Source organism: Muricoccus nepalensis (genome assembly GCF_006438825.1).
GTDB lineage: Bacteria > Pseudomonadota > Alphaproteobacteria > Acetobacterales > Acetobacteraceae > Roseomonas > Roseomonas nepalensis.
In genome coordinates this window covers 117,618-142,302 of record NZ_RCZP01000007.1, presented here as the reverse complement: position 1 = coordinate 142,302, position 24,685 = coordinate 117,618, and the positions used below count along the sequence as shown (strand labels likewise).

At 72.1% G+C, this 24,685-nt stretch carries 25 protein-coding genes; 10 read left to right on the top strand and 15 right to left on the bottom strand.

The features are described 5' to 3' along the window. Positions 1-1,221, bottom strand: coding sequence for a CaiB/BaiF CoA transferase family protein (locus EAH89_RS10195; protein WP_140882706.1), 1,221 nt, complete (start codon positions 1,219-1,221; stop codon positions 1-3). A gap of 243 nt (positions 1,222-1,464) precedes the next feature. Between EAH89_RS10195 and EAH89_RS10190 the strand changes: the two genes are divergently transcribed. The 4 genes from EAH89_RS10190 to EAH89_RS10175 all read left to right on the top strand — a co-directional run bounded on the left by EAH89_RS10190 (position 1,465) and on the right by EAH89_RS10175 (position 5,137). Beyond that, complete coding sequence (locus tag EAH89_RS10190) at positions 1,465-2,094, top strand: NUDIX domain-containing protein (protein WP_140882705.1); 630 nt, start codon at positions 1,465-1,467, stop codon at positions 2,092-2,094. 225 nt (positions 2,095-2,319) lie between these two features. Continuing rightward, entirely contained in the window at positions 2,320-3,393 is a 1,074-nt protein-coding gene (locus tag EAH89_RS10185; protein WP_140882704.1) for an ABC transporter ATP-binding protein, read from the top strand. Continuing rightward, a complete protein-coding gene (locus tag EAH89_RS10180) occupies positions 3,390-4,283 on the top strand; it encodes an ABC transporter permease (RefSeq protein ID WP_140882703.1) in 894 nt (297 codons plus the stop codon). The genes EAH89_RS10185 and EAH89_RS10180 overlap by 4 nt, the downstream gene beginning before the upstream one ends. A gap of 11 nt (positions 4,284-4,294) precedes the next feature. Further along, positions 4,295-5,137 (top strand): ABC transporter permease, encoded by an 843-nt coding sequence (locus EAH89_RS10175; protein WP_140882702.1) that lies wholly within the window; start codon positions 4,295-4,297, stop codon positions 5,135-5,137. Between the two features lie 54 nt (positions 5,138-5,191). Here EAH89_RS10175 and EAH89_RS10170 read toward each other — a convergent pair whose 3' ends face one another. From EAH89_RS10170 to EAH89_RS10150, 5 genes are all read right to left on the bottom strand, one after another. Then, the gene (locus tag EAH89_RS10170) at positions 5,192-6,379 is read right to left on the bottom strand and encodes an extracellular solute-binding protein (RefSeq protein WP_140882701.1); all 1,188 of its coding nucleotides are present in this window, start codon (positions 6,377-6,379) and stop codon (positions 5,192-5,194) included. Between the two features lie 141 nt (positions 6,380-6,520). Further along, positions 6,521-7,561: a Gfo/Idh/MocA family protein gene (locus EAH89_RS10165; RefSeq protein ID WP_140882700.1), complete on the bottom strand. Its 1,041-nt coding sequence runs from the start codon at positions 7,559-7,561 to the stop codon at positions 6,521-6,523. A gap of 65 nt (positions 7,562-7,626) precedes the next feature. Further along, entirely contained in the window at positions 7,627-8,448 is an 822-nt protein-coding gene (locus EAH89_RS10160) for a transporter substrate-binding domain-containing protein (RefSeq protein WP_140882699.1), read from the bottom strand. Positions 8,449-8,475: 27 nt separating this feature from the next. Beyond that, entirely contained in the window at positions 8,476-9,126 is a 651-nt protein-coding gene (locus EAH89_RS10155) for an amino acid ABC transporter permease (RefSeq protein ID WP_140882698.1), read from the bottom strand. Positions 9,127-9,138: 12 nt separating this feature from the next. Then, on the bottom strand, positions 9,139-9,810 hold the full coding sequence (locus EAH89_RS10150; RefSeq protein WP_140882697.1) for an amino acid ABC transporter permease: 672 nt from the start codon (positions 9,808-9,810) through the stop codon (positions 9,139-9,141). A gap of 381 nt (positions 9,811-10,191) precedes the next feature. Between EAH89_RS10150 and EAH89_RS10145 the strand changes: the two genes are divergently transcribed. Beyond that, positions 10,192-11,460 (top strand): MFS transporter, encoded by a 1,269-nt coding sequence (locus EAH89_RS10145; RefSeq protein ID WP_241666951.1) that lies wholly within the window; start codon positions 10,192-10,194, stop codon positions 11,458-11,460. A gap of 12 nt (positions 11,461-11,472) precedes the next feature. On the opposite strand, the gene EAH89_RS10140 is transcribed toward EAH89_RS10145, so the two are convergent. The 8 genes from EAH89_RS10140 to EAH89_RS10105 all read right to left on the bottom strand — a co-directional run bounded on the left by EAH89_RS10140 (position 11,473) and on the right by EAH89_RS10105 (position 19,764). Continuing rightward, on the bottom strand, positions 11,473-12,126 hold the full coding sequence (locus EAH89_RS10140) for a GntR family transcriptional regulator (protein ID WP_140882696.1): 654 nt from the start codon (positions 12,124-12,126) through the stop codon (positions 11,473-11,475). A 127-nt stretch (positions 12,127-12,253) separates the two neighbouring features. Further along, positions 12,254-13,381: an ABC transporter ATP-binding protein gene (locus EAH89_RS10135; protein ID WP_140882695.1), complete on the bottom strand. Its 1,128-nt coding sequence runs from the start codon at positions 13,379-13,381 to the stop codon at positions 12,254-12,256. 16 nt (positions 13,382-13,397) lie between these two features. Beyond that, a complete protein-coding gene (locus EAH89_RS10130) occupies positions 13,398-14,261 on the bottom strand; it encodes a carbohydrate ABC transporter permease (protein WP_206667498.1) in 864 nt (287 codons plus the stop codon). Between the two features lie 2 nt (positions 14,262-14,263). Next, positions 14,264-15,235, bottom strand: a complete 972-nt coding sequence (locus EAH89_RS10125; RefSeq protein WP_140882694.1) for a carbohydrate ABC transporter permease — start codon at positions 15,233-15,235, stop codon at positions 14,264-14,266. A gap of 8 nt (positions 15,236-15,243) precedes the next feature. Further along, a complete protein-coding gene (locus tag EAH89_RS10120) occupies positions 15,244-16,554 on the bottom strand; it encodes an ABC transporter substrate-binding protein (protein WP_140882693.1) in 1,311 nt (436 codons plus the stop codon). A 181-nt stretch (positions 16,555-16,735) separates the two neighbouring features. Further along, entirely contained in the window at positions 16,736-17,869 is a 1,134-nt protein-coding gene (locus EAH89_RS10115) for an enolase C-terminal domain-like protein (RefSeq protein ID WP_241666941.1), read from the bottom strand. Positions 17,870-17,913: 44 nt separating this feature from the next. Continuing rightward, positions 17,914-18,903 (bottom strand): Bug family tripartite tricarboxylate transporter substrate binding protein, encoded by a 990-nt coding sequence (locus EAH89_RS10110; RefSeq protein ID WP_140882692.1) that lies wholly within the window; start codon positions 18,901-18,903, stop codon positions 17,914-17,916. 36 nt (positions 18,904-18,939) lie between these two features. After that, positions 18,940-19,764: a MurR/RpiR family transcriptional regulator gene (locus EAH89_RS10105; protein ID WP_161993532.1), complete on the bottom strand. Its 825-nt coding sequence runs from the start codon at positions 19,762-19,764 to the stop codon at positions 18,940-18,942. 105 nt (positions 19,765-19,869) lie between these two features. On the opposite strand from EAH89_RS10105, the gene EAH89_RS10100 reads away from it, so the two are divergent. From EAH89_RS10100 to EAH89_RS10080, 5 genes are read left to right on the top strand one after another with little or no spacing between them, the layout of a single operon-like run. Then, entirely contained in the window at positions 19,870-20,541 is a 672-nt protein-coding gene (locus EAH89_RS10100) for an amino acid ABC transporter permease (RefSeq protein ID WP_140882690.1), read from the top strand. After that, positions 20,541-21,206, top strand: coding sequence for an amino acid ABC transporter permease (locus tag EAH89_RS10095; protein ID WP_140882689.1), 666 nt, complete (start codon positions 20,541-20,543; stop codon positions 21,204-21,206). Before EAH89_RS10100 ends, EAH89_RS10095 begins: the two co-directional genes overlap by 1 nt. Continuing rightward, on the top strand, positions 21,175-21,912 hold the full coding sequence (locus EAH89_RS10090; RefSeq protein ID WP_140882688.1) for an amino acid ABC transporter ATP-binding protein: 738 nt from the start codon (positions 21,175-21,177) through the stop codon (positions 21,910-21,912). The genes EAH89_RS10095 and EAH89_RS10090 overlap by 32 nt, the downstream gene beginning before the upstream one ends. Positions 21,913-21,931: 19 nt before the next feature. Next, positions 21,932-22,726, top strand: coding sequence for a transporter substrate-binding domain-containing protein (locus EAH89_RS10085; protein ID WP_140882687.1), 795 nt, complete (start codon positions 21,932-21,934; stop codon positions 22,724-22,726). 5 nt (positions 22,727-22,731) lie between these two features. Then, positions 22,732-23,634 carry a PfkB family carbohydrate kinase gene (locus EAH89_RS10080; RefSeq protein ID WP_140882686.1) on the top strand — a complete coding sequence of 301 codons (903 nt, stop codon included), beginning with the start codon at positions 22,732-22,734 and terminating at the stop codon, positions 23,632-23,634. On the opposite strand, the gene EAH89_RS10075 is transcribed toward EAH89_RS10080, so the two are convergent. Next, complete coding sequence (locus EAH89_RS10075) at positions 23,622-24,653, bottom strand: tagatose 1,6-diphosphate aldolase (RefSeq protein ID WP_140882685.1); 1,032 nt, start codon at positions 24,651-24,653, stop codon at positions 23,622-23,624. The genes EAH89_RS10080 and EAH89_RS10075 overlap by 13 nt on opposite strands. Positions 24,654-24,685 lie beyond the last annotated feature (32 nt).

The window sequence follows — 24,685 nt, the reverse complement described above, 5'->3', positions numbered from 1 at the left end:
TCAGATCACCCCGGCGGCCGTCAGCCGGGCGATCTCGGCGTCGTCGAGGCCGAGCCGCTCCCGATAGACGTGGTCCGCGTGGGCCTGCTTGGCCGGGCCGAGCCACTTCACCCGGCCGGGCGTCTCGGTGAGGCGCGGCACGACGTTGGGGACGGCCAGCTCGCCGACCCGCTCGTCCTTCACGTAGGCGATGTTCTCGCGCGCCTTGTACTGCGGGTCCTCGAAGATCTCATCGATGCCGTAGACGGGGCCGCAGGGCACCTGGAACCGCTCGCAGAGCGCCAGCACCTCGTCGCGCGCGAAGCGGCTCGTCCAGGCGCCGACGGTGTCGTCGATGATCGCGCGCTCGGCCTCGCGCTGGCGGATCGTCCCCCACTTGCCCTCGCCGGCGACCTCGGGGACGCCCATGGCCTCGGCCAGCCGGCCGAAGATCTTGTCCGACGTGCAGGCGATGGCGATCCAGCGCCCGTCGCCCGTCGGGTAGTGGCTGTGCGGCACGACGTTCACCGTGCCCGGGCCCATGCGCTGACGGACGTAGCCGTTGAGCTGGTAGGAGGGCGCAAGCTCGTCGAGGATGCGGAAGATCGGCTCGTAGAGGCCGATGTCGACCACCTGCCCGCGGCCGGTCTTCTCCCGCGCCTTCATCGCCAGCAGCGCGCCGAGCGCGCCGTAGAGCCCCGCCATGTAGTCGGGGATGGTGGCGGAGCCCGGGGTGACCGGCGGCCGGTCCGGGTAGCCCGCCAGGAAGGAGAGCCCGCCGAAGGCGTTGCCGATGCGGCCGAAGCCCGGCCGGTCCCGGTAGGGGCCGGTCTGCCCGTAGCCGGAGATGCGGACCATGATCAGGCGCGGGTTCAGCGCGCTCAGCACCTCCCAGCCCAGGCCCCATTTCTCGAGCGTGCCCGGCTGGAAGTTCTCCACGAGGATGTCGGCGTCGGCGACCAGGCGCTTGAACAGCGCCGCGCCTTCCGGCTTGCGCAGGTCCAGCGCCGCGAGCTTCTTGTTCCGGCATTCCGAGAGCCAGGGCAGCGTGTCGCCGCACTCGGTGACGGAGCCGAACTTGCGCAGCGGGTCGCCCACGCCCGGCAGCTCGAGCTTGATGACGTCCGCCCCGAACTCGGCGAGCTGCGTGGAGCAGAAGGGGCCCGCGAGGAAGCTCGAGACGTCGATGACCCGGCAGTCGGACAGCGCCTCGGTTCCGGCGGCGGCGAGGATCGGGTTCATGGCGCAAGCTCCCTCGGGTGGCACGGGAGGGGCGCCCTGCGTCGGCCGGCCGGCACGCTCCAGCCGGCGGCGTTCCCCCCATGGCAGACCCTTGTCTGTCTTATTGTCGACAATCCTACCGGCATGGAGGGCTTGGGTGTCAAGGCAACTGGTCCGCGTCCTCCTCGGGCACCGGATGCTCGCCGCGTTGCCGTCCTCAACGGCCTGGATGATGCTGCTCCCCGTTGGCAGGAGGGCGCGAGGATGTCGGAGGGGAGCAAGCCGGCCCTCAACCGCGAGGAATTGCAGGCGCTCGAGGCCATCCTGGCGAAGCTGAGCGGGCGCGGCGCGGGCCTGCCGGCGCCGCTGTTCCGCTTCGTCACGGAAGTGAGCGCCACCGCCAACGTCGACCTGCTCGTCCGCGACCGGCAGCGGAGAGTCCTGCTCGCCTGGCGCGAGGACGCTTTCGGCGCGGGGTGGCACGTCCCGGGCGGCATCATCCGTCACCGGGAGGAGATCGCCCATCGCGTCGCCGCCTGCGCGCGGGACGAGTTCGGGTGCGAGGCGACGGTCGCCGCCGGGCCGGTCGCGGTCATCCAGATCTTCGATGGGCGGGGGCACACGATCTCGCTCTGCTTCCCCACGACCTTGCTCGGCGAGCCCGGCCGGCGTGTCGTGGCCGCGGGAGAGACGCCGGCGGCGGGGGACCTCTGCTGGTTCCCGTCGCTGCCGGAGCGGCTCTACCCGAGCCACCTCGTCTACCGGGAGCTGCTGGATGCGCTGGACCACGAGCGGCTTGGCGAGGGCGCGCCGTTGTTCACGCAGCACGCGGGCGGCCGGGACGCGGAGCAGAGGTCGCCCGAAGGAGGGATCGACGCGGCGCCCCTCGCGTGACGCGCCGCGCGGCGCGGCCCCGGTCGTCGCCCGGGAGGTAGCGCGGGACGGCAGCCGTTACTAGCATCGCGCCCCGAGGGACCCGCGGGCCGCGGGTGACAAAGGGGGAAACGCCGACATGAGGAACCACGCACACGGCTTCGTGCCGGTCCGTTGCGGCGGGCAAGGCCTGGAGCGGGGCCGCCGGCGCGCGGAGAGACTGGTGGGGAAGCGAGGGGTCCCGGCATGACGATCCACGCGGCGGACTTCCGCGAGCTTCGCCTCGAGGGCATGCGGCGCGCCTTCGGCACCGTGAACGCCCTCAAGGGCATCGACCTGCGCATCGCGCGCGGCGAGTTCATCGCGCTGCTCGGCCCCTCGGGCTGCGGCAAGTCCACGGCCCTGAACTGCCTCGCCGGCCTGCTGCCGCTGACCGGCGGCAGCATCTGGCTGGATGACCAGCGGATCGACACCCGCCGGCCCGAGCAGCGCGGCTTCGGCATGGTGTTCCAGAACTACGCCCTGTTCCCCCACATGAGCGTGCGGCGCAACGTCGCGTTCGGCCTCCTCATGCGCGGCGTGCCGAAGGCGGAGGCGGCGCGCCGGGTGGAGGAGGCGCTGGCCACGGTGCGGCTGCAGGCGCAGGCCGACAAGCTGCCGGGCCAGCTCTCCGGCGGGCAGCAGCAGCGCGTCGCGATCGCCCGCGCCATCGCGATCGAGCCGCCGGTGGTGCTGATGGACGAGCCGCTCTCGAACCTCGACGCCAAGCTGCGGCTGGAGATGCGGGCCGAGATCCGCCGCATCCACGAGGGCCTCGGCTCCACGACTATCTACGTCACCCACGACCAGGAGGAGGCCCTGTCGCTGGCGGACCGCATCGTGGTGATGCGCGAGGGCGAGATCCGCCAGGTCGGCACGCCGGAGGAGCTCTACGCCCAGCCGGCGCACCTCGATGTCGCGGACTTCATGGGCTACCGCAACCGGCTTCCGGGGCGCATCGCGGGGCGGGAGGGCGGCCTCGTGACCCTCGACATGGGCCAGGGCGGCCGCCTGACCGGCACGATGCGCGAGCCGCTGGGCGAGACCGCCGTGATCGCCGTAAGGCCCGACGACATGACCACCACGGACGAGAACGCCTCGGGCGTGCCGGCCACCGTGCGCGCGATCGAGTACCGCGGGCGGGAGTTCCACGGCATCGCCACGACCTCGGAAGGCATCGACCTCTTCTTCCACACCGAGCGCCCGGTCCAGGTCGGCACGCTGGTGCGCCTGGCGGCGGAGCCGCAGCGCGCCCTCGTCTTCGCGGGGGAGGCGGCATGAGCGCGACGGCGGGCCCCGCCCCCACGCTGCGGCTGCGCCTGGCGGCGCGCGGCCTCGACACGGTGACGCTGCTGGTGCTGCCGGCCGCGCTGGTGATCCTCGCGCTGTTCCTCTACCCCTTCCTCTACGGGTTGTGGCTGTCCTTCCGCCCGAAGGATGGGAGCCTTCTCGGCAACTACGGCCGCTTCTTCTCCGACCCGTTCCTCTACGACACGATCTGGACGACGATGCGGCTGGCGGTGCCGGTGACGGTGCTGAACCTGCTGCTCGCCCTGCCCGTGGCCTTCCGCGTGCGGCTGATGCGGCGCCAGCGGCTGCTGACCACCATCCTGATCCTTCCCATCACCCTGGGCACGGTCCTGGTGGCGGAGGGCATGCTCTTCTACTTCGGCGCCCAGGGCTGGTTCAGCCGCACGGTGATGACGCTCGGCCTGTCCTCCGGCCCGGTGAAGCTGACGAACAGCTACACCGGCGTGTTCCTCTCGCTGCTGATCACCGGCTTCCCCTTCACCTTCCTGCTGACGCTCTCCTACGTCACCGGCATCGACTCCTCGCTCGAGCAGGCGGCGGCGACGCTGGGGGCCGGGCCGCGCTCGCGCTTCCGCCACATCTTCCTGCCGCTGCTGCTGCCGGGCCTGGCCATCACCTTCTGCCTCAGCTTCGTGCAGGCCTACTCCGTCTTCCCCTCGGCGGTGCTGGTCGGCGAGCCCGCGCGGATCACGCGCGTCATCTCCATCGCCGCCTACCAGGCCGCCTTCGAGGAGTACGACTACTCCATGGCGTCGGCCATCGCGATGATCATGGGATTCACCCAACTCGCGGTCGTGGTTGCGGTGCTGGCGTCGCGGCAGCTTGCCTATCGCGGCCCCGCTGGCGGCGGGAAGGGCTGAGGAGAGACGCCGTGCACAGCAACCCCAGCCTTTCCACCCGCCTCTGGGCGACGGCCCTCTGGGTGGCCGTCGGCTTCTTCGTCCTCAACCTGCTGGCGCTGATCGGCTCGGTCGTGGTCAGCTCCTTCGGCACGCGCTGGCTCGGCACCTGGCTGCCGGCCGGCTTCACCACGCGCTGGTACGCTGCGGCCTGGCAGGAGTTCCAGCTCGACGACGTGCTGCTGGTCACCTTCCAGGTCGCCTTCTCCGTGGTGATCCTGTCCGGGCTCCTCGGCGTGCCGGCGGCCTACGCCATGGCGCGGCGGGAGTTCCCGGGCAAGCGGGCGCTCATGCTGCTGTTCCTGCTGCCGCTGCTGGTGCCGCCCATCACCTACGGCATCCCGATGGCGACGGTGCTGTACCAGACGGGGCTGGGCGGGACGATGGCGGGCGTCATCCTCGCCAACCTCGTGCCCACGGTGCCCTTCGTGATCCTGGTCATGATCCCCTTCGTGGAGCAGATCGACCCGCGCATCGAGGACGCCGCGCGCGTCTTCGGCGCCGGCACCTTCCGGCTCTTCGTCCACGTGCTGACGCCGCTGCTGCTGCCCGGCGTGCTGGCGGCGCTCCTGCTGGTGCTGGTCCGAACCATCGCGATGTTCGAGCTGACCTTCCTGACGGCCGGCCCGACCAGCCAGACGCTGGTGGTCGCGCTCTACTATTCCGTCTTCGCGGCGGGCGTGCGGGCGGTGCAGGCGGTGGACGCGATGGCGGTGATCTACATGCTTGCCACGCTGGTCTGGCTGGTGATCGCGCTACGTTTCGTCAGCCCGACCCAGATCGTCTCGCGCGCCAAGCAGCAGAACGCGCACTGAGCGGGAGGCCTGGCGGCGTCCCCGCGCCGTCGCGCGGCGCGGGGAGCCTGCCGCCTAGCGCGGCTTCTTCGAGCCGATCTGCTCGTCCCAGCGGCGGAAGGCCGCCACCAGGCGGTCGGGCGTCAGCGGCCGCGCGACCGGCCGGTCGCGGAACCAGGCCTCGTATTCGGGACGCCCGAACTCGCGCACCACGTCCTGGCTCTCCTGCGGGGCCATCGAGAGCGGCGCGTTCGCGATGACCGGGCCGGGATAGAGGTAGCCCTTGTCGTAGGTCATGGCCTGCTGCGGCGGCTCGAGCAGGAAGGCCATCAGCCGCGCGGCCACCGCCACGCGCTCCGGCGCCACGCCCTTGGGCACCGCCATGAAATGCGCGTCCGGCAGCCAGTGCGTGCCGTCGAGCATGAAGACCTTGGCCTCCTTCGGCACGATGCCGATCGCGCGCGGGTTGAGGTCCCACCCGCAGGCGGTCGCGATGATGTCGCGCGATCCCTCGCCGAACTCGCGCATCGTGGCGGCGGTGCCGGTCGGGTAGTAGTCGATGGTCTCGCCGAGGGCGTGCAGGAAGTCCCAGCTCTTGTCCCAGCCGTTGAGGGGATCGGTCGGGTCCTTGTCGCCGAGGATGTAGGGGAGGCCCTGCAGCAGCGTCCAGCCCGGGCCCGAATTGGCGGGGCGCGCGTAGACAAAGCGCTTGGGGTGCGCGCGCGCCCAGCCCAGCAGGTCCTCGGGCGTGCGGATCGTCGCGTTCATGCGGTCCGGCATGTACTCGAAAAGGGGGCCGGAGGGCGTGTAGGACACCTCCACGCCGTAGCCGCGGCCGAAGTTCTCCTGCAGCATCTTCGCGCCGGGGATCAGGATCTTGTCGAGGTCCGGCAGCACGTCGGAATAGGCGGGCAGCATCTGCGTCCAGACGCCCTGGTTGATGCCGTCCGACAGCGGGCCGAGCCCGAGCAGCACGAAGTCGATGTCCACCCGCCCCGCGTCCTGCTGCGCCTTGAGCTTGGGCGCCAGTTCGGGCGAGGGCGCGACCTGGATGTTGAGGCGCGAGATCAGCCGCGGGTTCTGCTGCCGGAACAGCTCGATGGCCGGGCGGTCGATCTGCAGCGCGCCCGCGACATCCATGATGGAGAGCGCGATCGGCGACCGTGGCAGCGCGGACGACTGGCCGTGGGCCTGCTGCAAGGCCACCGCCGTGGCGGAGCTGCCGGCCAGCAGCGCGCGCCGGCCAAAGGGGTTGATGGGCATGGATCCTCCGTTCTTGCTCTTCGTCGCGAGAGGGACGAGCGCTCGCGGAGCGCGCGGCGTCCGGTCGGGCGCCTGGCGCATCGCCGAAAGCATGCCGCACAACGGCCCGGCTTGGCATCCCTTCTTCGCGGAGCCCTGCCCTCAGACGGTGGTGGGCAGCGTCCGAACCCGGCAGGGGCGGCCGGTGCGCGCGCTCTCCAGCAGGGCGTCCACGAGGTAGTGGACCCGGAGCGCCTCGGCCCCGCTCGCGGCGGGCGGGCGGTTGTGGTCGAGCGCGTCGAGGAAATCGGCCAGCACGCTGCGGTGGTAGTCGTGCGGGAAGGCCATGGGGTCGGCGCCCGTGCCACCGCCGCCGCCGGGGCGGAGCTCGGTCACCCGGCCATCCGCGTGCTGCACGTGCAGGTCCACGCCGAGGAGCGTGGCCGAGGCGGCGGTGCCTGTGATCTCGATGCGCTCGGGAAAGCCGGGGAAGGCCGCCGTCGTCGCCTCGAGCGTGCCCAGGGCGCCGCTCTCGAAGCGGAGCGCGGCGCAGGCGAGGTCCTCCGTCTCCATGCGGTGCACGGCGCTGGTGAGGGCGTAGCCGGTGACCTCCGCCACCGGGCCGGCAAGGCTCTGCAGGAGGTCGAGGGTGTGGATGCCCTGGGTGATGAGCACGCCGCCGCCGTCCCGCGCCAGCGTGCCCCGGCCGGGCTCGTCGTAGTAGGATTGCGGGCGCCACAGGCGGATGCTGGCCGAGGCCGAGACCAGGGCGCCGATCGCGCCCTCGCGCTGCATGGCCGCGAAGCGCAGCGCGGCCGGGCGGAAGCGGTGCTGCAGCACGAGGCCGAGGGTGACGCCGGCCTCCCGGCAGGCCGCGACGAGCTGCTCCGCCCGCGCCGTCGTCACCTCCAAGGGCTTCTCGAGCAGGATGTGCTTGCCCGCCGCAGCGCAGCGGCGGACGAGGTCGAGATGCGTGTCGGGCGGCGTCAGGATCATCACGGCGTCCACCGTGCGGTCCGCGAGGAGGGCCTCCAGCCCGTCCACGACGGGAAAGGGGAAGCGCTCCGCGAAGGCCTGGCGGCGGGCGGCGCTGCGCGCGAAGGCACCGGCCACCCGCACCCGGTCCGACAGGTCCATCAACGACTTCGCGTGCGGCGTCACGGCCATGCCGAGGCCGATCAGCCCGATGCGATGCTGCGCCATCCCGTCCTGCCCCTGCTGTCCACCCGGACCCTGCGCCGCGCCCTGGGGCGCGGCACCGATCCCTGTCAGAACTGCGGCATGGGCGGCAGCGGGTCCATCGGCGCCTTGAACCAGCGCTGGTGGATGCGGTCCAGCTCGCCGCTCTGCACGAGGGAGGCGATGAAGCTGTTGCTCCAGTCGCGCAGCGCCTCGTCCTGCTTGCGGAAGGCCATGCCGTTGGCCTGGGCGCGCAGCGTGAACTTCGGCTCGATCTGCAGGTTGGGGTAGTTAGCGGTGAGCTGCGCCAGGACCGTGCTGCTGGCGCCGATCGCCTGCACCTGACCGGAGATGATCGACTGCGTGGTGGTGGCGTCGTCGTCGAAGCGCATCACGCGGACCTCGCGCGGCGCCACGGCCATCAGCGCGGAGTCCTGCGTGCTGGCGCGCGCCACGCCGACGCGCACGCCCTTCAGGTCCTCCGGCCCGCGGATGTTGGTGCTCCTGGGCGCCAGGATGTAGGTGGTGAAGGCGCTGTAGGGGTTGGAGAAGAGAACCTGCTTCGAGCGCTCCTCGGTGATGCCGAAGGTGGCGATCAGCATGTCCACCTTGTTGGTCAGCAGGAAGGGGATGCGGTTGGGGCCGGTGACCGGCACGAGCTGCAGCTCGACGCCCAGGGCCTTGGCCAGGAGCCCGGCGACGTCGACGTCGTAGCCGGCGGGCTTCTGGTTCTCGTCGATCCCGCCGAAGGGCGGGTAGTCCGTCAGGACGCCGACGGAGATCTGCCCGCGCCGCTTGATCTCGTCGGGCGTGGCCGCGGCCGCCCGGCGGGCGAGGCCCGGCAGCAGGACGGCCGCGCCGCCCAGTGCCACCGCCCCCAGGGTGCGACGTCCAACCGGCTTGCGTGTCATCGTGGTTCTCCCATGCGGCTTGTTCGGTCAACGGCTGGCGAGGGCCAGCTTGCGCTCCATGCGCTTGCTGTAGGCCGAGAGCGGCCAGCAGAGGGCGAAGTAGGTCAGGCCCACGATGCCGAAGATGGTGAAGGGGTGGAAGGTGGCGTTGTTGATCACCTGTGCGGCGCGGGTCAGTTCCACGAAGCCGATGATGGAGGCCAGCGAGGTGCCCTTGATCAGCTGCACGAGGAAGCCGACCGTCGGCGGGATGGCGATGCGGAAGGCCTGCGGCAGCACCACCAGGCGCATCTGGCTCCAGTAGCGCAGCCCGAGCGCGGCCGAGGATTCCCACTGACCGCGCGGCACCACCTCGATGCTGCCGCGCCAGATCTCGCCGAGGAAGGCGCTGGCGTGCAGCGACAGCCCCAGGGCGGCGGCGCCCCAGGGATTGACGTCGATGCCGAAGATGCCGGGCACGAAGAAGGCGAGGACGAGCTGCATCAGCAGCGGCGTGCCCTGGAACAGCTTGATGTAGCCGAAGGCGAACCAGCGCAGCGCCTTGATCCGGCCGCTTCGCATCAGGGCGATGAGGATGCCGCCGACGCTGCCGCCGACGAAGGCGCAGGCCGAGAGCAGCAGCGTCCAGCGCGCCGCCGCCAGGATGAAGAGGATCTCGTTGAGGCCGAGGCTGCGCATGCCGCCCCGTCCTCAGCGCGGCGCCGGCTGGCGGAGGAAGCGGCGCTCGATCAGCGCGAAGATTCCCCAGAACAGCAGCGACAGGGCGAAGTAGATGCCGGTGACCACGAAGTAGACCTCGAAGCTGCGGAAGTTCCGCGCCTGGATGTCGTTGGCGGCCCCGGTCAGCTCGCTCGCCGCGATGGCCGAGCAGACGCTGGAGTTCAGCATCAGGAGGATGAACTGGCTGGTGAGCGACGGGTAGATGGCCTGGATGGCAGGCTTGAGCACGACGAGGCGGAACACCTGCAGCGGCTTCAGGCCCAGCGCCTTGCCGGCCTCGACCTGCCCCGTGGCGATGCTCTCGATGCCGGCGCGGATGATCTCGATGCCGTAGGCGCCCACGTTGACCACGAGGGCCAGCAGCGAGGCCTGGTCGGCCTCGAGCCGGATGCCGATGGCGGGCAGGCCGAAGAACACGACGAAGATCTGGATGAGGAAGGGCGTGTTGCGGATGAGCTCGATGTAGGCGTCGATCAGCCAGCGCAGCGCCACCGGCCCGTTGGTCTTGCCCAGCGCGCCGAGCACCGCCACGACCATGCCGATCGCCATGGCGGCCGCGGACAGCCACAGCGTCCGCAGCGCGCCCGCCAGGAGCTCATCCCAGGCGGCGAAGACCTGCCCGAACTCGAACGCGTAATTCATGCCGGCGGGCTGCCGGCCCCTTGGCACGACGCTGACATGGAACTTCCTTCCCTGGTCGTCGGGCGCCGGCCGTTGTGGCTTGGCCTGCTCCTCGCCGCCGCGCGCCTTGCGGCGCGGCGGTGCCGGAGGGTGGCTCGCACCCGCACGCCTTGCAAGGGCCGGGCGATCACAGGGCGGTCACGCCATGGGCCGTCCTGGCGCGGTGGGCAGCGGCCCTTCGCAAGGCCGCCGGGAGGGCCGGGCGCGACGGACACCGCCGATGCCTGCCGCGCCGGTCTTGGATGTTTGCGTCGGCGCACGACCTGTGGAACGCATCGGGGTCCTGCCAAGAGGCGGCCGAACGAAGGGCCCGCGAGGAACCTGGAGGAAACGTCATTGTCGGTGCGCCAGGGCTATTCGCGGGCGGTGGACGAGGCGGTCGGCCCGCGTCCGGGAAGCCGGGAACCCGCGGGGGCGAGGCGCCTCCTCCTGCTGGTGTCGCTCGCCCACTTGATGAGCCACGTCTACATCCTCGCCCTGCCGCCGCTCTTCCCCTTCCTCCGCGACAGCCTGCGGGTCGGCTTCGTCGAGCTCGGCCTGGCGCTGACCGTTTTCAACGTCGTCTCGGCCGTGGCTCAGGCGCCGATCGGCTTCCTGGTGGACCGGATCGGCGCCCGGCGCGTGCTCGCGGCCGGGCTGGGGCTCGGCGGGCTGGCGCTCCTGTCCATCGGGCTGGTCGGGACCTATGCCGGGCTGCTCGCGGGGGCGGCGCTGGCCGGGCTCGCCAACGGCGCCTTCCATCCGGCGGACTACGCGCTGCTCTCGGCCGGCATCCCCAAGGCGCAACTCGGCCGCGCCTTCTCGCTGCACACCTTCGCGGGCTACCTCGGGACGGCCATCGCCCCCGCGGTGCTGATCGGTCTCGCGCTGCTCGCCGGGCCGGGCGTGGCGCTCGGCGTGGTGGGGCTCGCCGGGCTGCTGCTGGTCGGCCTCATCCTGCCCATGCGCCTTCCCGCCGCGCAGGGGGAGGACGCGGCGCGGGCACGCGCCGCCGGAGGCGCGGAGGCCGCGGGCGGCTCGGTGTTCACCGCGGCGATCGCCTCGCTGACCGTGTTCTTCACGCTGCTCAGCCTGTCCAACGGGGCCATCCAGAACTTCTCGGTCGCCGCGCTCGTCGGCGGCTACGGGGTGAGCCTCACGCAGGCGAACGCGGCCCTGACGGCCTTCCTCATGCTCAGCGCCTTCGGCGTGCTGGTTGGCGGCTTGCTGGCGGACCGCACGCGGCGGCACGGCGACGTCGCGGCGGGGGCCTTCGCGCTGACGGCGCTGCTGACCCTGTTCGTCGCCGTGGCCGATATCGGGCCGGTCGCGCTGATGCTGGCCCTCGGCGCGGCGGGGTTCCTCTCCGGCGTCATCGCGCCGTCGCGGGACATGATGGTGCAAGCGGCCGCGCCGCCGGGCGGGTCGGGACGGGCCTTCGGCATCGTCTCCACCGGCTTCAACATCGGGGGCGCCGCGGGGCCGCTCCTCTTCGGCTGGATCCTCGACCACGGGGCGCCGCGCTGGGTCTTCGGGGCCTCCGTGGGCTTCATGGCGCTCACCGTGGCGGTGGCCCTCGGCGACCGGATCTTCGCCCGTCGGAGGAGCAGCGCTGGGACGCCGGGCGCGTAAGCGCCAGGGGCGTCACGCGGCCTGCGTGTCGCGGAGGCCGGCGCGGGTGAGGTACTCGTTCTTGCTCGGCTGCAGGTGGTCCACACAGAGCTGGGCGAGGACCCAGTTGTCGCGGCCCTGGAGCATCCGGATCATCAGGCGGTGCTGGTCGTGCGAGACGCGGAGGGAGGCCTCGTCCGCCAGCGTCTTGGCGCGCACGGGCAGGCTCAGGCGCATGTAGTGCTGCACGGTGGCCAGCAGGTAGGCGTTGCCGCAGGCGCCGAAGAGGCAGAGATGGAAGCGGTCGTTGGTGTCGTGCACGCCGCGGAGGTCGCGCGCCTCCATGTGGCCGGCGAGCTCGGCGTTGATGGCCGTCAACGCCTCGACCAGGGCGGGCGGCGCCGGCAGCGGGATGCGGAGCGCGGCCTGGCGCTGCACGAGCTCCCGCACCTCGTAGATCTGCTCGACCTCGACGGGGGAGAGGGAGCGGACGGTGAAGCCCTTGTGGCGCTCGCCGACCGCGAGGCCGAGGCGCTCGAGCCGGTCCAGCGCCTGGCGGACGTAGTGGCGGGAGACGCCGAAGCGGGCGAGGAGCGCGTCCTCCACGAGGCGGGTCCCGGGCGGCAGGCGGCCGAAGATGATCTCCTCCTGCAGCGCCTGGACGATCTCGGGCTCGGGAGAGGTCACGGCGGGGCCGCCCTCCGGTCGCCGCGCTCCACCCGGCGCGGCGTCCCGGGGTTGTCGGCCCGGGCGCCCCGGACGAGACGATGCCGCGGGCTGGCCCTGCCGGCACCGACAAGGCCGACGCGGAGCACTAGTTCAGCGCCGCCCCGGCCGCCGGCCGGTCGGCCTCGATCGCGCGGCCGTCGGGGCCGAAGAGATAGGCGGCGGCCGAGGGGATGCCGAGGCGGACCGCGTCGCCGGGGCGGGCGGCGGTGTCGCGGTGCAGGCGCGCCGTCACCTCGCCGCCCGCGGTGTCCACGAGGAGGAGGGTTTCGGCGCCCAGCGGCTCGACGCTGGCCACCGTGCCCGCGATGGCCGGCTGGGGCGCGGCGTCGGGGGGGAGGAGGAGCATCTCCTCCGGGCGGATGCCGAAGCTCGCCTCCGCGACGCCCTCGAGGGCGGCGTCGGACCAGCGGGTCAGCGGCAGCTCGGCACCGGCCACCAGCGCGACGCTCCCCCCCGCGGCGCGGCGAAGGCGCGCGGGCAGGAGGTTCATCGGCGGGCTGCCGAGGAAGCGGGCGACGAAGGTGTCGGCGGGGTTGCGGTAGACCTCGAGCGGGGCGCCGACCTGGGCGATGCGGCCGCGGTTCATGACGCAGATGCGGCTGCCCATGGTCATGGCCTCCACCTGGTCGTGCGTGACGTAGATCATCGTGGCGCCCAGGCGCCGGTGCAGGCGCGTCAGCTCGTTGCGGGTGGCGACGCGCAGCGCGGCGTCGAGGTTGGAGAGGGGCTCGTCGAAGAGGAAGACCTTCGGTTCCCGCACGATGGCGCGGCCGAGGGCGACGCGCTGGCGCTGCCCGCCGGAGAGGGCCGCGGGGCGGCGGGCAAGGTACTCGGTCAGCCCGAGCATCTCCGCCGTCGCGGCCACGCGGCGCTCGATCTCGGCCCGCGGGGTGCCGCGGCGTCGGAGGCCGAAGGAAAGGTTGTCGGCCACGGTCATGTGCGGGTAGAGCGCGTAGGACTGGAACACCATGGCGATGTCGCGGTCCTTAGCGGGCACCGCGTTCATCGGGCGGCCGTCGATGGCCAGGCGCCCGTCGCTGATGCTCTCCAGCCCCGCGATCATGCGCAGCGTGGTGGACTTGCCGCAGCCGGAGGGGCCAAGCAGGACCATGAACTCCCCGTCGGCGACGGTCAGGCTGACGTCCTGCACGGCGGCGAGCCCCCCCGCGCCGCCGTAGCGCTTGCAGACATCCTGGAGCTGGACGGTCGCCATGGTCGTTGGTCGTTCCCTACTTGACGGCCCCGGCCGTCATTCCCTGGATCAGCTTCTCGGAGAAGAAAGCGTAGACGACGATCACCGGGATGACCGCGATCATCACGCCGGTCGCGATCATGCCGATGTCCTGGAAGTAGTCGCCCATGAAGCGCTGGATACCGACCGGCAGGGTCCGCAGGTCCTCGTCGCTCACGAGCACGACGGCGAAGAGGTACTCGTTCCAGAGATGGACGAAGTTGAGGATGACCGTGGTGACGATGGCGGGCATCCCCACGGGGACCACGATGCGCAGGAAGATCTGGAAGTCGGTGTAACCGTCGATGCGCGCGGCCTCGAAGAGGTCCTGCGGGATGCGGGCGAAGAAGGCCTCAAGGATAAAGACCGTGAGCGGCAGCTGGAGCGAGACGTAGACGAGGACGAGGCCCGTCCGCGTGTTGTAGAGGTCGTAGTTCACGAGGATCTGGAAGAGCGAGAGCAGCACGATCTGCGGCGGGAAGATGATGGAGGAGAAGAGGACGAAGTAGATCAGCCGGTTGCCGGGGAAGCGGTAGCGCGCGAGCGCGTGGGCCGCCATGGCCCCGAGCACCGTCACGATCGCGACCGCGGAGACGACGACGACGGTGCTGTTCCAGAAGTAGCCGGCGAAGTTGCTGTCCACCCAGGCCGCGCGGAACTTGCCCCAATGGGCCGGCGAGGGAAGGCCGTAGTGGTCGGCGCTGATCTCGGCGGTGGTGCGGAGCGACATGGCGCCGACCCAGAGGAAGGGCAGCGTGGTGTAGAGGGTGTAGAGGACGAGCACGGCGAGCAGCGGGCCGCGGCGGAGGAGCGCGGTCAGGCGATCGCCCCGCCCCTGTTCTCGCATGGGGATGTCCGGCACGCTCAGTACTCCAGCTTCTCGCGCTGCCGGAAGGCCAGGTGCAGGACGGCGGCGGCGGCCAGCACGATGATGAACCAGACGACCGCGATGGCCGAAGGGTAGCCGAGGTCGAAGGTGTTCCAGGCGAAGGCGCGCTTGTAGACGTAGGTGGACACGGTCTCCGTGGACCACATCGGCCCACCCTGCGTCATGATCCAGACGAGGTCGAAGACCTTCATCTTGCCGATGAAGGCGAGGATGTAGAGGTTCAGCAGCGTCGGCCGCATCATCGGGATGATGATGTGGCGAAGCTTGGCGGCCCAGCCGCAATGGTCGAGCTCGGCCGCCTCCAGCACCTCGGAGGGCAGGGCGTGGAGGGCGGCGAGGCAGACCACCATGTTGAAGCCGGCCCACTTCCAGGCGTGGGTGACCATGAGGGCGGCGAGCGCGGTGCTGGACTCCCCGAGCCAGGCGCGGGCCCAGCCGTCGAGGCCCAAGGCGCGGAGCGCGAGGTTCAGAGCGCCCCAGTCGTAGTTGTAGATCCAGAGCCAAAGGATGGAGACGACGACGTAGGAGAGCAGGACGGGCGTGAACCAGGCGATGCGGAGGAAGCGGGCGAAGGGCACGCCGGCGTAGAGGCAGAGCGCCAGCAGCAGGCCCGTCGCGACGTCGAGGAAGGGCGCGACGAAGGACCAGACGAGGGTGTTGCGGATGGCGCGGAGGAAGGTCTCGTCCGACCAGATCGCGACGAAATGGGCGAGGCCGACGAAGCGCGGCGCGTCCATGTTCTCGAGGTCGTAGAGGCTGTCGGCGAAGGTGCGGACCACGGGATAGGCGGTGAGCCCTGCGTAGAGCAGCAGGGCCGGCGCCAGGAAGGCCATGAGGGTGAGCCAGGAGGGAGCGCCGGGATCGCGCTCCCCCCGCCGGGCGGCGGGCCACCACCGCCGCGGTGCCGCGGCGGCGGGGAGGCGCGCGGCGTCGGCCGGCGCCGACACGCGGCGGCCTATTGCGGCGCCGCGGCGCAGGCGGCGTCCATCTGCGCGGCCGCGTCCTGCGGGGTGATCTGCCCGCCCGGGAGCGCGCGGTTCAGCACCTGCTGGAAGGTGTCGGCGCAGCGGCCGGTCATGTACTGCAGGGGCGTGCCGATGAAGAAGCGGGCGCCCTCGGAACGCTGCTGGAGCTCACGGAAATAGGGCGCGTTGATGCCGGAGATCCGGCTGGGATCGGTGCGGATGCCGGTCTGCAGCAGCACGCCCTCCATCCACTGGTTGCCGCTCTCGATGTTGACGAAGGAGTTGAGCAGCGCGCCGGCGCAGTCCTTGTTGCGGCTGCGGGCGTACATGACGTAGCTGCCGCCGACGGCGAGCGTCTTGCACTCCGGGCAGTCGCTGTTGTCCATCACCGGGTACTGCATGAGGCCGAGCGGGAAGCCGGGGGGCTGGCCGCCGCTCTCGGGCGGGACGAAGGCGCGGCCGGTGTACCAGCTCGCGATCGGGAACATCAGCGCGCCGGGGTTCGTGTGGAAGTAGTAGTGGGACTCGCCGAGCTTCAGGGTCGCCATGCTGCGGGGATAGGCGCCGATGTCCACGAGCTCGCGCACCCAGGTCATGGCGGCCATCACGCGTGGGTCGCGGAAGGGAAGCTGGCCCGTCAGCAGCTTGCGGTAATCGTCGGGGCCGAGGCGGCGGAGCAGAACCTCCTCGAGGAAGTAGGCGCCCGGGAAGGGCCGGTCGGCCACGCCCTGGGCGAGCGGCGTGACGCCGGCGGCCACGCCGCGGCGGACGAGGTCGGTGAACTGCGCCTGGTTCATCTGCCCGTTGGCGGGAACCTCGACGCCCAGGGCGCGGACGCGGTCGCGGTTGTAGTAGAGCTCGACGGTGTAGGCCTCGAGCGGCAGGCCGTAGACGCGGCCGTTATGCGTCCAGGAGGCGCGGGCCCAGTCCTCCAGGCCGTTGAGGTCGACGTACTTGTCGAGGGGCTCGAGGAAGCCGTTGCGCGCGAAGGCGATCTCGTCGGGCTCGAGCCAGAAGATGTCGGGGGCCTGGCCGGTGCGCACCGCGGCGCGGGCGGAGGTGTAGATGTCGGCCTTCTGGATGAAGCTCAGCCGGACGCGGCACTGGGGGTTCGACGCCTCGAAAGCGCGGACGCGTCCCTCGACGTAGGTCCGCTTGGAGGCCTCGTCCGGCCAGTGGCTCCACATCGTGACGGTCTGCGGGTTGGCGGCGGTCGGCTGGGCGAGGACGGGCGGCGCGGCCGCGAGGAGGCCCAGGGCGGCGGCGCCCGCGCGGAGCCAGCCGAACTTCGTCGTGGACATTTCCGGGTCCCCCTCGCCCTTGTTGCGGCCAGGGGAGCAGCCGGCTGGCCGGATTGTCAATATTCTTTCCGGAAGCTTTCCGTTGAGGGGCCTCCGCAGCCCCTCGGAACGCCTAGCGCCGGCCAGGCGCGGCCTGGATCATCAATAATGCGGACTCACGCTCTCGCGGCGCCAGGGGGCGCTAGGCGCCGATGCCCCGCATGACCGCGTAGAGCTCCGACTGGCCCTCGAAGCCGATGCCCGGGCGGTCCGGCAGGCGCAGCCAGCCGTCCTCCACGCGCGCGTCGTCGGCGTAGCCCGCGAAGGCGCCGAAGACGCCGGGGTAGGATTCGCACCCGCCCAGCCCCAGCCCGCCCACCACGGCAAGCGACATCTGGTTGCCGCCATGGGGGAAAATCTGCGCGCGCGAGAAGCCGGCCGCCTGCGCCATGGCCACGATCCGCACGAAGGTCCCGATCCCGAAGGCCTGGGGCGGGTCCACCTGGAGGATGTCGCGGTCCGGCCGCAGCCCCCCGAAGCGGACCATGTTGGTCAGGTCCTGCAGCGAGTAGAGGTTCTCGCCCGTGCCGACCGGGGGCGCGTAGGCGCCGCAGACCTCGGCGTAGAGCGCGAGGTCGAGCGGGTGCACGGGCTCCTCGAACCAGCGCAGGCCGTAGGGCGCGAGCATTTCGGCGTAGGCGAGCGCGCGCTCGCGGTCGAAGGCGCCGTTGGCGTCCACCGCGAGGTTGGCCCCCTCCCCCACGATGGCAAGCACGCCCTCGATCCGCCGCCGGTCCTCGTCGATCGCGAGGCCGCCGACCTTGGTCTTGAGCTGGACGTAGCCGGCGTCGCGGTGCCGGCGCATCTCGTCCTGCAGGTCCGCGACCGTCTGCCCCGGCCGGTACCAGCCGCCGCCGACGTAGCAGCTCACCCGCCCGCCCGGGCTGCCCGGGCCGTAACGGCGGGCGAGGAGCGACCAGAGCGGCTCGCCCCGCGCCTTCGCGCAAGCGTCCCAGAGCGCGGTCTCGATGGTGCCGATGGCCCAGGCGCGCTCGGCGTCGCCGCCCGGCTTCTCGCGCCGGTTCATGACGGGCAGGCAGCGCTCGGGGTCGATGAAGCCCTCCGCGTCCAGCAGCGCCTCCGGCGCCTCGGCCAGCAGGCGCGGGATGAAGCGATCGCGCATGGTCGCGCCGCAGGCGTAGCGGCCGGTGCCGTTGAAGGCGTAGCCGACGACGGGGCGCCCCTCCACGACCCGGTCCGTAACCACGGCCACGACGGAGGTCGTCATCTCCCCGAAGTCGAAGACGGCGTTGCGCATGGAGGAGCGGACGGGCACGGCCGCCTCGCGGATGCTGAGGATGCGCAGAGCCTGGGTCTCCTTCAGTCGGCGCGGATGCCGGCCTCGCGCACCAGGGCCGCGAGCGCGGGCACCTCGGTCGCGAGCTGGGCGGCGAAGGCGGCGGGGGTGCTCGCCACGGGGCGGAAGCCGATGCCGCGCAGCCGCTGCCCGGCCGCGGGCCCGGCCAGCGCGGCGGCGACCACGGCCGCGATCCGCGCCGTCGCGGCCGCGGGCGTGCCGGCGGGGGCGAGGAGCGACTGCCAGGTCTCCGCCTCGAAGCCGGGCAGCACGGCCTCGGCCACCGTCGGCATCCCCGGCAGGTCCGGCCAGCGCACGGGACCGGTGGTGGCGAGCCCGACCAGCAGGCCCCCGCGGATCGGCCCCTGCGCGGCCGGCATGGCCGAGAAGCCCAGCGGCACCGTGCCGCCGAGCACCGCCTGGATTCCCGGCGCGCCGCCGTTGAAGGGCACGTGGGTGAGCTCGATCCCCAGCGCGCGGCGGAACATCTCGGCCGTCAGGTGCGGGCCGGTGCCGCTGCCCGGGCTGGAGTAGTCGAGCCGCCCCGGCTCCGCCCGCGCGCGGGCCACCAGCTCCGCCAGGGTCGCGATGCCGGCGCCGGGGTGCGCGACGATGGCGTTGGGGGAGGTGACGGCGACGGTGATCGGGGCGAAGTCGCGCAGCGGGTCGTAGGTCGCGGGCCGGTCGGCCGGCTGCAGGGCGGGGTTCGCCGCGAAGGCGGAGGAGCAGAACAGCAGCGTGTGCCCGTCCGGCGCCGCGCGCGCCGCCACCTGGATGCCGATGTTGCCGCCCGCCCCCGGCCGGTTCTCGACGACCACGGGCTGGCCGAGCTCCGCCGCCAGCGGCTCCTGCAACAGGCGGGCGATGATGTCGGTCGGCCCGCCGGCGGCGAAGGGCACGATCACGCGCACCGGGCGGACGGGCGCCCAGGCGGCCTGGGCCCTGGCCAGGCGGGGGAGGAGGGCGGGCGCGGCGAGCGAGAGCACCAGCGCGCGGCGGCGAGGGGCGTTCATGGGGGACCTCCTTGTCCGATCCGTCGGGCCGGCACCTCACGCATGCCCGGGCGTCCCCGCCTGGAGGACGCCGAGGACGAGAACCTGCGCCAGGCACATCTGCGCCACCAGGGAGCGGAAGCCGAAGAGCTCCGCGTCCCGGACGTCGAGCGCCACCGAGGCGGAGGCGAGAAGGGGGCTGAGCGGGCCGTCGGAGAGGGCCACCACGGAGACGCCGTGCTCCGCCGCCCAGGCCGCCGTCTCCACCGCGTCGGCCGAGTAGGGGTGCAGGCTGATGACGACGAGCGCGTCGCCGGGCCGCATCGTCTCCGCCTCGTCCCGCAGCATGCCCGCGGCGCCGGCCAGGAGGCGCGCCGCCCGGCCCGAGCGGGTGAGCCCGTAGGCGATGTAGCCCGCGACGGGGTGGGAGCGCCGCTGCCCGACGACGTGCACCAGCGGCGCCCGGGCGAGGAGCGCGACCGCCCGGTCCAGCGCCGCCGCGTCCACCGTGTCGAGCAGGTTCTGCAGGGAGAGCTGGTTCAGCGCGCCGGCCTGCCGCAGCAGGCCCATCGCCCCGCTCTCCGCCCCGGCGGCGCGGAGCTGGTGCACCCGCTCCCCGTAGCTCGGCGAGGCCGCGGCCAGGGCGGAGCGGAGCACCTTCTGCATCTCGGAGAAGCCGGAGAAGCCGACGGCCTGGGCAAGGCGGATCAGGGCGGAGGGCTGCACCCCGGCGGCCTCGCTCAGCGCCGTCACCGTGCTCAGGGCCGCCTGATTCGGGTGGTCGAGGATGTGGCGCGCCGCCTGCCGCAGGCGCGGGCTGAGCCCGGCGTAGCGCCGCTGCAACTCGTCCAGCAGCCCTGCCCGCCCCGCGTCCACCGTCATCCCGTCACCCCGGCCGCGCAGATTGGAACACATTTTCCAGGATTGGAAAGTTGAAATTCACGCTTCAGACCGCTAGCGTGCCATCGGGAAGGAAACGCGGGAAGAATGGGCTACACGTTCCAGTTCGGCGCCGTGCTCGCGAGCCTCGACCTGCTCGCGAAGGGCGCGTGGCTCACCGTCCAGCTCTCCCTCGCCGCCATGCTGGCCGGGCTGGCCTTCGGCACGCTCTTCGCCGTGCTGCGCAGCTTCGGCGGGCGCGGGGCGGGGATCGCGATCGGCGCCTACGTGGAGTGCATCCGCAACACGCCCTTCCTCATCCAGCTCTTCCTCATCTACTTCGGCCTCCCCTCCCTCGGCATCGCGCTCGACCCGGTGGAGGCGGCGCTGATCGGCATGTCCGTCAACTGCGCCGCCTACAGCACCGAGATCATCCGCTCGGGCATCATGGCCGTGCCGCGCGGGCAGATCGAGGCCGCGCGGGCGCTGGCCTTCTCCACCACCGACATCATCCGCCACATCGTCCTCTTCCCCGCGCTCCGCGTCGCGGCGCCGGCGCTCGGCAGCCAGTTCGTGCTCGTGATGCTGGGGTCGAGCGTCGTCTCCACGGTGTCGGCGGAGGAGCTGACGGCGGTGGGCCACGTGCTGGAGACCGAGACCTTCCGCCCCTTCGAGGTCTACATCATCGTCACGCTGATCTACCTCCTCATCGCCTTCGCGCTGAAGCTTCTCTTCGCCTGGCTCGAGCAGGCCTGGTTCTCCCGCCGGGGAAGGGCGTGATGCGGAGCTTCGGCACGCCCGAGTTCCTCTTCATGCTGCGGGCCACGCAGTGGACCGTCGCGCTGTCGCTCATCGCCTATGCCGGCGGCGGCGCCCTCGGGCTCGTGCTGGCCTTCATGCGGGTGTCCGGCCACCGGCTGGCGAACGGCGTCGCCCGCGCCTGGATCCTCCTCTTCCAGTGCACGCCGCTGCTCATGCTGCTGTTCCTCGTCTTCTTCGGCCTGGCGCTGGCCGGCCATGGCCAGAACGCCTACTTCGCCGTCACCGTCGCGCTCTCCTGCTACGCCGGCGCCTATTTTGGGGAGATCTGGCGCGGCGCGATCGAGGCGGTGCCGCAGGGGCAGTGGCAGGCCTCGGCCGCCCTCGGCTTCAGCCGCGCCGAGCAGTTCCGCCACGTGATCGTGCCGCAATCCCTGCGCATCGCTACGCCGCCCACGGTCGGCTTCATGGTGCAGGTGGTGAAGAACACGTCCCTCGCCTCCATCATCGGCTTCCAGGAGCTGACCCAGGCCTCGCAGTTCGTGAACAACCTCACCTTCCAGCCGATCAGCGTCTACCTCGTCGCGGCCGCCCTCTACTTCATCCTCTGCTTTCCCCTGACCCTGCTCAGCCGCCGGCTGGAGAAGAGGCTGCATGTCGATCGTCCAGCTCCGCTCGCTGCATAAGCGCTACGGCAGCCAGACCGTGCTCGACGGCGTTTCGCTCGACGTCGCGGCGGGCGAGGTGGTGGCGATCATCGGCCGCAGCGGCTCCGGCAAGAGCACGCTGCTCCGCTGCATCAACGGGCTGGAGGCGATCGACGGCGGCAGCATCACGGTGGCCGGCCACGCCGTCAGCCGCGCGCCCGGGGCGCTCCGCGCGCTGCGCCAGGACGTCGGCATGGTGTTCCAGAGCTTCAACCTCTTCCCCCATCTCACCGCCCGCGAGAACGTGGCCCTGCCCCAGACCGTCGTGCTCGGGCGCGGCAAGGCGGAGGCGCGGGCGATGGCCCAGACCCTGCTCGACCGCGTGGGCCTGGCGCCGCGGGCGGATGCCTATCCCTCGGCCCTCTCCGGCGGCCAGCAGCAGCGCGTGGCCATCGCCCGCGCCCTCGGGCTCGAGCCGAAGGTCCTGCTCTGCGACGAGATCACCTCCGCCCTCGACCCCGAGATGGTGGGCGAGGTGCTGGAGGTGGTGCAGGACCTCGCCGCGCGCCGCATGACCATGCTGCTGGTGACCCACGAGATGAGCTTCGCGCGCCGGGCGGCGAACCGCGTGATCTTCATGCACGCCGGCCGCGTCCACGAGGAAGGCTCGCCCGCCGAGATCTTCGAGCGCCCGCGGACGCCGGAGCTCGCCCAGTTCGTGCGCGCCATCAGCATCCGCGACTAAGAAGCCAAGGGAGAACACCATGATCGACCGCCGCCGCCTTCTCGCCCTCGCGCCCCTGCTGCCCCTTGCGGCGGGCACGGCCCGTGCCCAGTCCGGCGCCGTGACCACCGACGAGATCCGCCGGCGCGGCAAAATCCTGATCGCGATGGACACGAACAACCCGCCCTGGGGCATGCTCGACACCGCCATGCAGCCGGACGGCTACGACATCGCGGTGGGGCGGATGCTCGCGCAGGAGCTCGGCGTGCCGATGGAGCTGGTGCCCGTCACCAGCCAGAACCGCATCCCGTTCATCCTCACGGGCAAGGCCGACCTCGTGATGGCCACCCTGACCATCACGCCCCAGCGCGCCGAGCAGATCCTCTTCTCCAAGCCCTATTGCGCGCAGGAGAGCATCATCATGGCCCCGCGCGACACGGCCATCCGCAGCTTCGAAGACCTGCGCGGCAAGCGCGTCTCGGTCGTGCGCGGCGCCATCCAGGACCCGATCGTGGTGGAGCGCGCGCCCGGCGCCGTCATGATGCGCTACGACAACGACGCGAGCACCATCCAGGCGCTGATGTCGCGCCAGGTGGAGGCGACGGCGACCGGGTTCCTCATCCCCGCCCAGACCAACCGCCTGCAGCCCGGCCGCAACTACGAGAAGAAGCTCTCCCTCGGCACGCAGATGATCGGCATTGGCATGCGCCACGGCAGCGACGACCTGCTGCGCGCCGTGAACGGCTTCATCGACAAGGCCAAGGCGGACGGTCGCCTGGCCGAGGCCTTCAAGCGCTACACCGGCGTGGACCTGCTGCCGCTGGCCGACGCCTGACCCGCATGGCCCTCGTCGCCTGCGTGGGGATGACGGTGCACGACCGGATCCTGTCCGTGCCGTCCCTCCCCGCCCAGGCGACGAAGCTCTACGCCAGCGCGGTCGCCGAGGCCGGCGGCGGGCCGGCCGCGACCGCCTCCGTCGCGATCGCGGCGCTCGGCGGCACGGCGCGGCTGTTCGGGCGCGTCGGCGCCGACGACACGGGCCGGGTGATCCGGGCGGAACTCGAGCGCTACGGCGTGGACGCGACCGGGGTGGCGGTGCTGGAGGACGCGCAGTCCGCCTGGTCCGCCGTGGCCGTCGACCCCGCGGGGGAGCGGCTGATCCTGAACTTCCCGGGCCGCGGGCTGCAGGTCGAGCCCGCCTGGCTCGATCCCGCGCGCCTCGTGGGCTGCGGCGCGGTGCTCGTGGACATGGGCTGGCCCCTGGGCGCGGCGCGCGCGCTGGCGCTCGCGCGGGAGCACGGCGTGCCGTCGGTGCTGGACGCCGATCTCGGCCCCCTGCCGGAGGCCGCGGCGCTGATCGAGCGCGCGGGGCACGTGGTCTTCTCGGAACCCGCGCTGCGCCACCATTCCGGCCAGACCTCGCCCGAGGACGGGCTGCGCGCCCTGCGCCGGCGCTTGCCGGGGGCCGTCCTCGGCGTCACCATCGGACCCGGGGGCTACCTCTGGCTGGAGGGGGACGCGCTGAGCCGGATCGCGCCGCCGCGCCTGGCCGTCGTGGACACGCTGGGAGCGGGGGACGTGTTCCACGGCGCCTACGCGCTCGCGCTCGCCGAGGGCGCCGGCCTCGCGCGGGCAGCGCGCTTCGCGGTCGCGTGCGCGACGCTGAAATGCACCCGGCCCGGCGGGCGGGCGGGCGTTCCCTCCCGCGCCGCGGTCGAGGCGCTGCTGGCTCAGCCCTGGTAGTGCCGCAGGAAGTCCGGTCCGCCGTCCTCCATCACGAGCCCGCCGGCGAAGGCGGGCTTGGACGTCCAGGGCCGGCCGTGCTGCGCGAGCAGCGACTGGACGAGGGAGACATAGGGCAGGCCGTGCTCGCGCACGCGGGCGCGGAAGGCATCCCAGTCCGGATATTCCAGCGCCGCCGGCCACCAGATCGCCCGCCCCGCCAGGTAGCCGCTGGCCCCGGCGCGGAAGGCGTAGGTGAGGATGCGGCGGAAGGGCTCCATCGCGGCGCCGGCCGAGAGCATCACCCAGGGACGGTCGAGAAGCGCGTCGATCCGGTCGAACCACGCCTGCGTGCGCGCCGCCTCGGCGCTGCCGTCGTCGGGGTCCACGATCACCGCCGCGGCCACGGGGGTCTCGAGCTTGAAGATGTCGATGCCGTAGCGCTCCTTGCGGAACTCCTCGACGGTGGCGAGCACCATCTCCGGGCGCTTGCCGGCGTCCTCGTGGTAGGAATCGCCCGCGGCGCTGCCGCCGAGGGGATAGACGAGCGGCTCCAGCAGGAAGGCGATGTCGTGCTCCCGGCACTCGCGCCCCACCCGCTCGACCAGCGCGTGCTGGTGCGCCAGCACGTCGGGCGCGGCGTCCGGCCGGTACCACAGCATGAGCTTCACGCCGTCCGCGCCCAGGCGCTTGATCTTGGCGACGGACCAGCCCGGGTAGACCAGCGTCTTGCGCCCGCCCGGCCCTTCCTCGCAGGCGAACTGCTCGAGGGTGATCAGCAGCCCCCGCGCCGGGTCCACGGCGAGGTGGGCGTAAGGAAAGGCGTATTGCGGGTCGAGCAGCATGGCCGAGGCGAAGGGCGAGAGCTCCTCAATGAGCAGGCGCTTGATCCGTCCGATCTCCTCCCAGTCAGGGGAGCCGTGGCGCTCGGCGACGAGCTGCTCCACGCCGGGGCGCTGGTCCACCGCGATCATGGTGAAGAAGCCCCGCGCGTCCGACAGCCGGCGGAGCGACCAGAGCTTGCCTGCGGAAATCTGCATCCTTCCCCCCGTTCCGGCAGGACCCTTATGGC

What these genes read in the sequence shown, in the direction of transcription:
- EAH89_RS10195 (WP_140882706.1), bottom strand. Translation starts at nt 1,221, where the DNA reads ATGAACCCGATCCTCGCCGCCGCCGGAACCGAGGCGCTGTCCGACTGC.
- EAH89_RS10190 (WP_140882705.1), top strand. Translation starts at nt 1,465, where the DNA reads ATGTCGGAGGGGAGCAAGCCGGCCCTCAACCGCGAGGAATTGCAGGCG.
- EAH89_RS10185 (WP_140882704.1), top strand. Translation starts at nt 2,320, where the DNA reads ATGACGATCCACGCGGCGGACTTCCGCGAGCTTCGCCTCGAGGGCATG.
- EAH89_RS10180 (WP_140882703.1), top strand. Translation starts at nt 3,390, where the DNA reads ATGAGCGCGACGGCGGGCCCCGCCCCCACGCTGCGGCTGCGCCTGGCG.
- EAH89_RS10170 (WP_140882701.1), bottom strand. Translation starts at nt 6,379, where the DNA reads ATGCCCATCAACCCCTTTGGCCGGCGCGCGCTGCTGGCCGGCAGCTCC.
- EAH89_RS10165 (WP_140882700.1), bottom strand. Translation starts at nt 7,561, where the DNA reads ATGGCGCAGCATCGCATCGGGCTGATCGGCCTCGGCATGGCCGTGACG.
- EAH89_RS10160 (WP_140882699.1), bottom strand. Translation starts at nt 8,448, where the DNA reads ATGACACGCAAGCCGGTTGGACGTCGCACCCTGGGGGCGGTGGCACTG.
- EAH89_RS10155 (WP_140882698.1), bottom strand. Translation starts at nt 9,126, where the DNA reads ATGCGCAGCCTCGGCCTCAACGAGATCCTCTTCATCCTGGCGGCGGCG.
- EAH89_RS10150 (WP_140882697.1), bottom strand. Translation starts at nt 9,810, where the DNA reads ATGAATTACGCGTTCGAGTTCGGGCAGGTCTTCGCCGCCTGGGATGAG.
- EAH89_RS10135 (WP_140882695.1), bottom strand. Translation starts at nt 13,381, where the DNA reads ATGGCGACCGTCCAGCTCCAGGATGTCTGCAAGCGCTACGGCGGCGCG.
- EAH89_RS10120 (WP_140882693.1), bottom strand. Translation starts at nt 16,554, where the DNA reads ATGTCCACGACGAAGTTCGGCTGGCTCCGCGCGGGCGCCGCCGCCCTG.
- EAH89_RS10110 (WP_140882692.1), bottom strand. Translation starts at nt 18,903, where the DNA reads ATGAACGCCCCTCGCCGCCGCGCGCTGGTGCTCTCGCTCGCCGCGCCC.
- EAH89_RS10105 (WP_161993532.1), bottom strand. Translation starts at nt 19,764, where the DNA reads ATGACGGTGGACGCGGGGCGGGCAGGGCTGCTGGACGAGTTGCAGCGG.
- EAH89_RS10100 (WP_140882690.1), top strand. Translation starts at nt 19,870, where the DNA reads ATGGGCTACACGTTCCAGTTCGGCGCCGTGCTCGCGAGCCTCGACCTG.
- EAH89_RS10095 (WP_140882689.1), top strand. Translation starts at nt 20,541, where the DNA reads ATGCGGAGCTTCGGCACGCCCGAGTTCCTCTTCATGCTGCGGGCCACG.
- EAH89_RS10090 (WP_140882688.1), top strand. Translation starts at nt 21,175, where the DNA reads ATGTCGATCGTCCAGCTCCGCTCGCTGCATAAGCGCTACGGCAGCCAG.
- EAH89_RS10085 (WP_140882687.1), top strand. Translation starts at nt 21,932, where the DNA reads ATGATCGACCGCCGCCGCCTTCTCGCCCTCGCGCCCCTGCTGCCCCTT.
- EAH89_RS10080 (WP_140882686.1), top strand. Translation starts at nt 22,732, where the DNA reads ATGGCCCTCGTCGCCTGCGTGGGGATGACGGTGCACGACCGGATCCTG.
- EAH89_RS10075 (WP_140882685.1), bottom strand. Translation starts at nt 24,653, where the DNA reads ATGCAGATTTCCGCAGGCAAGCTCTGGTCGCTCCGCCGGCTGTCGGAC.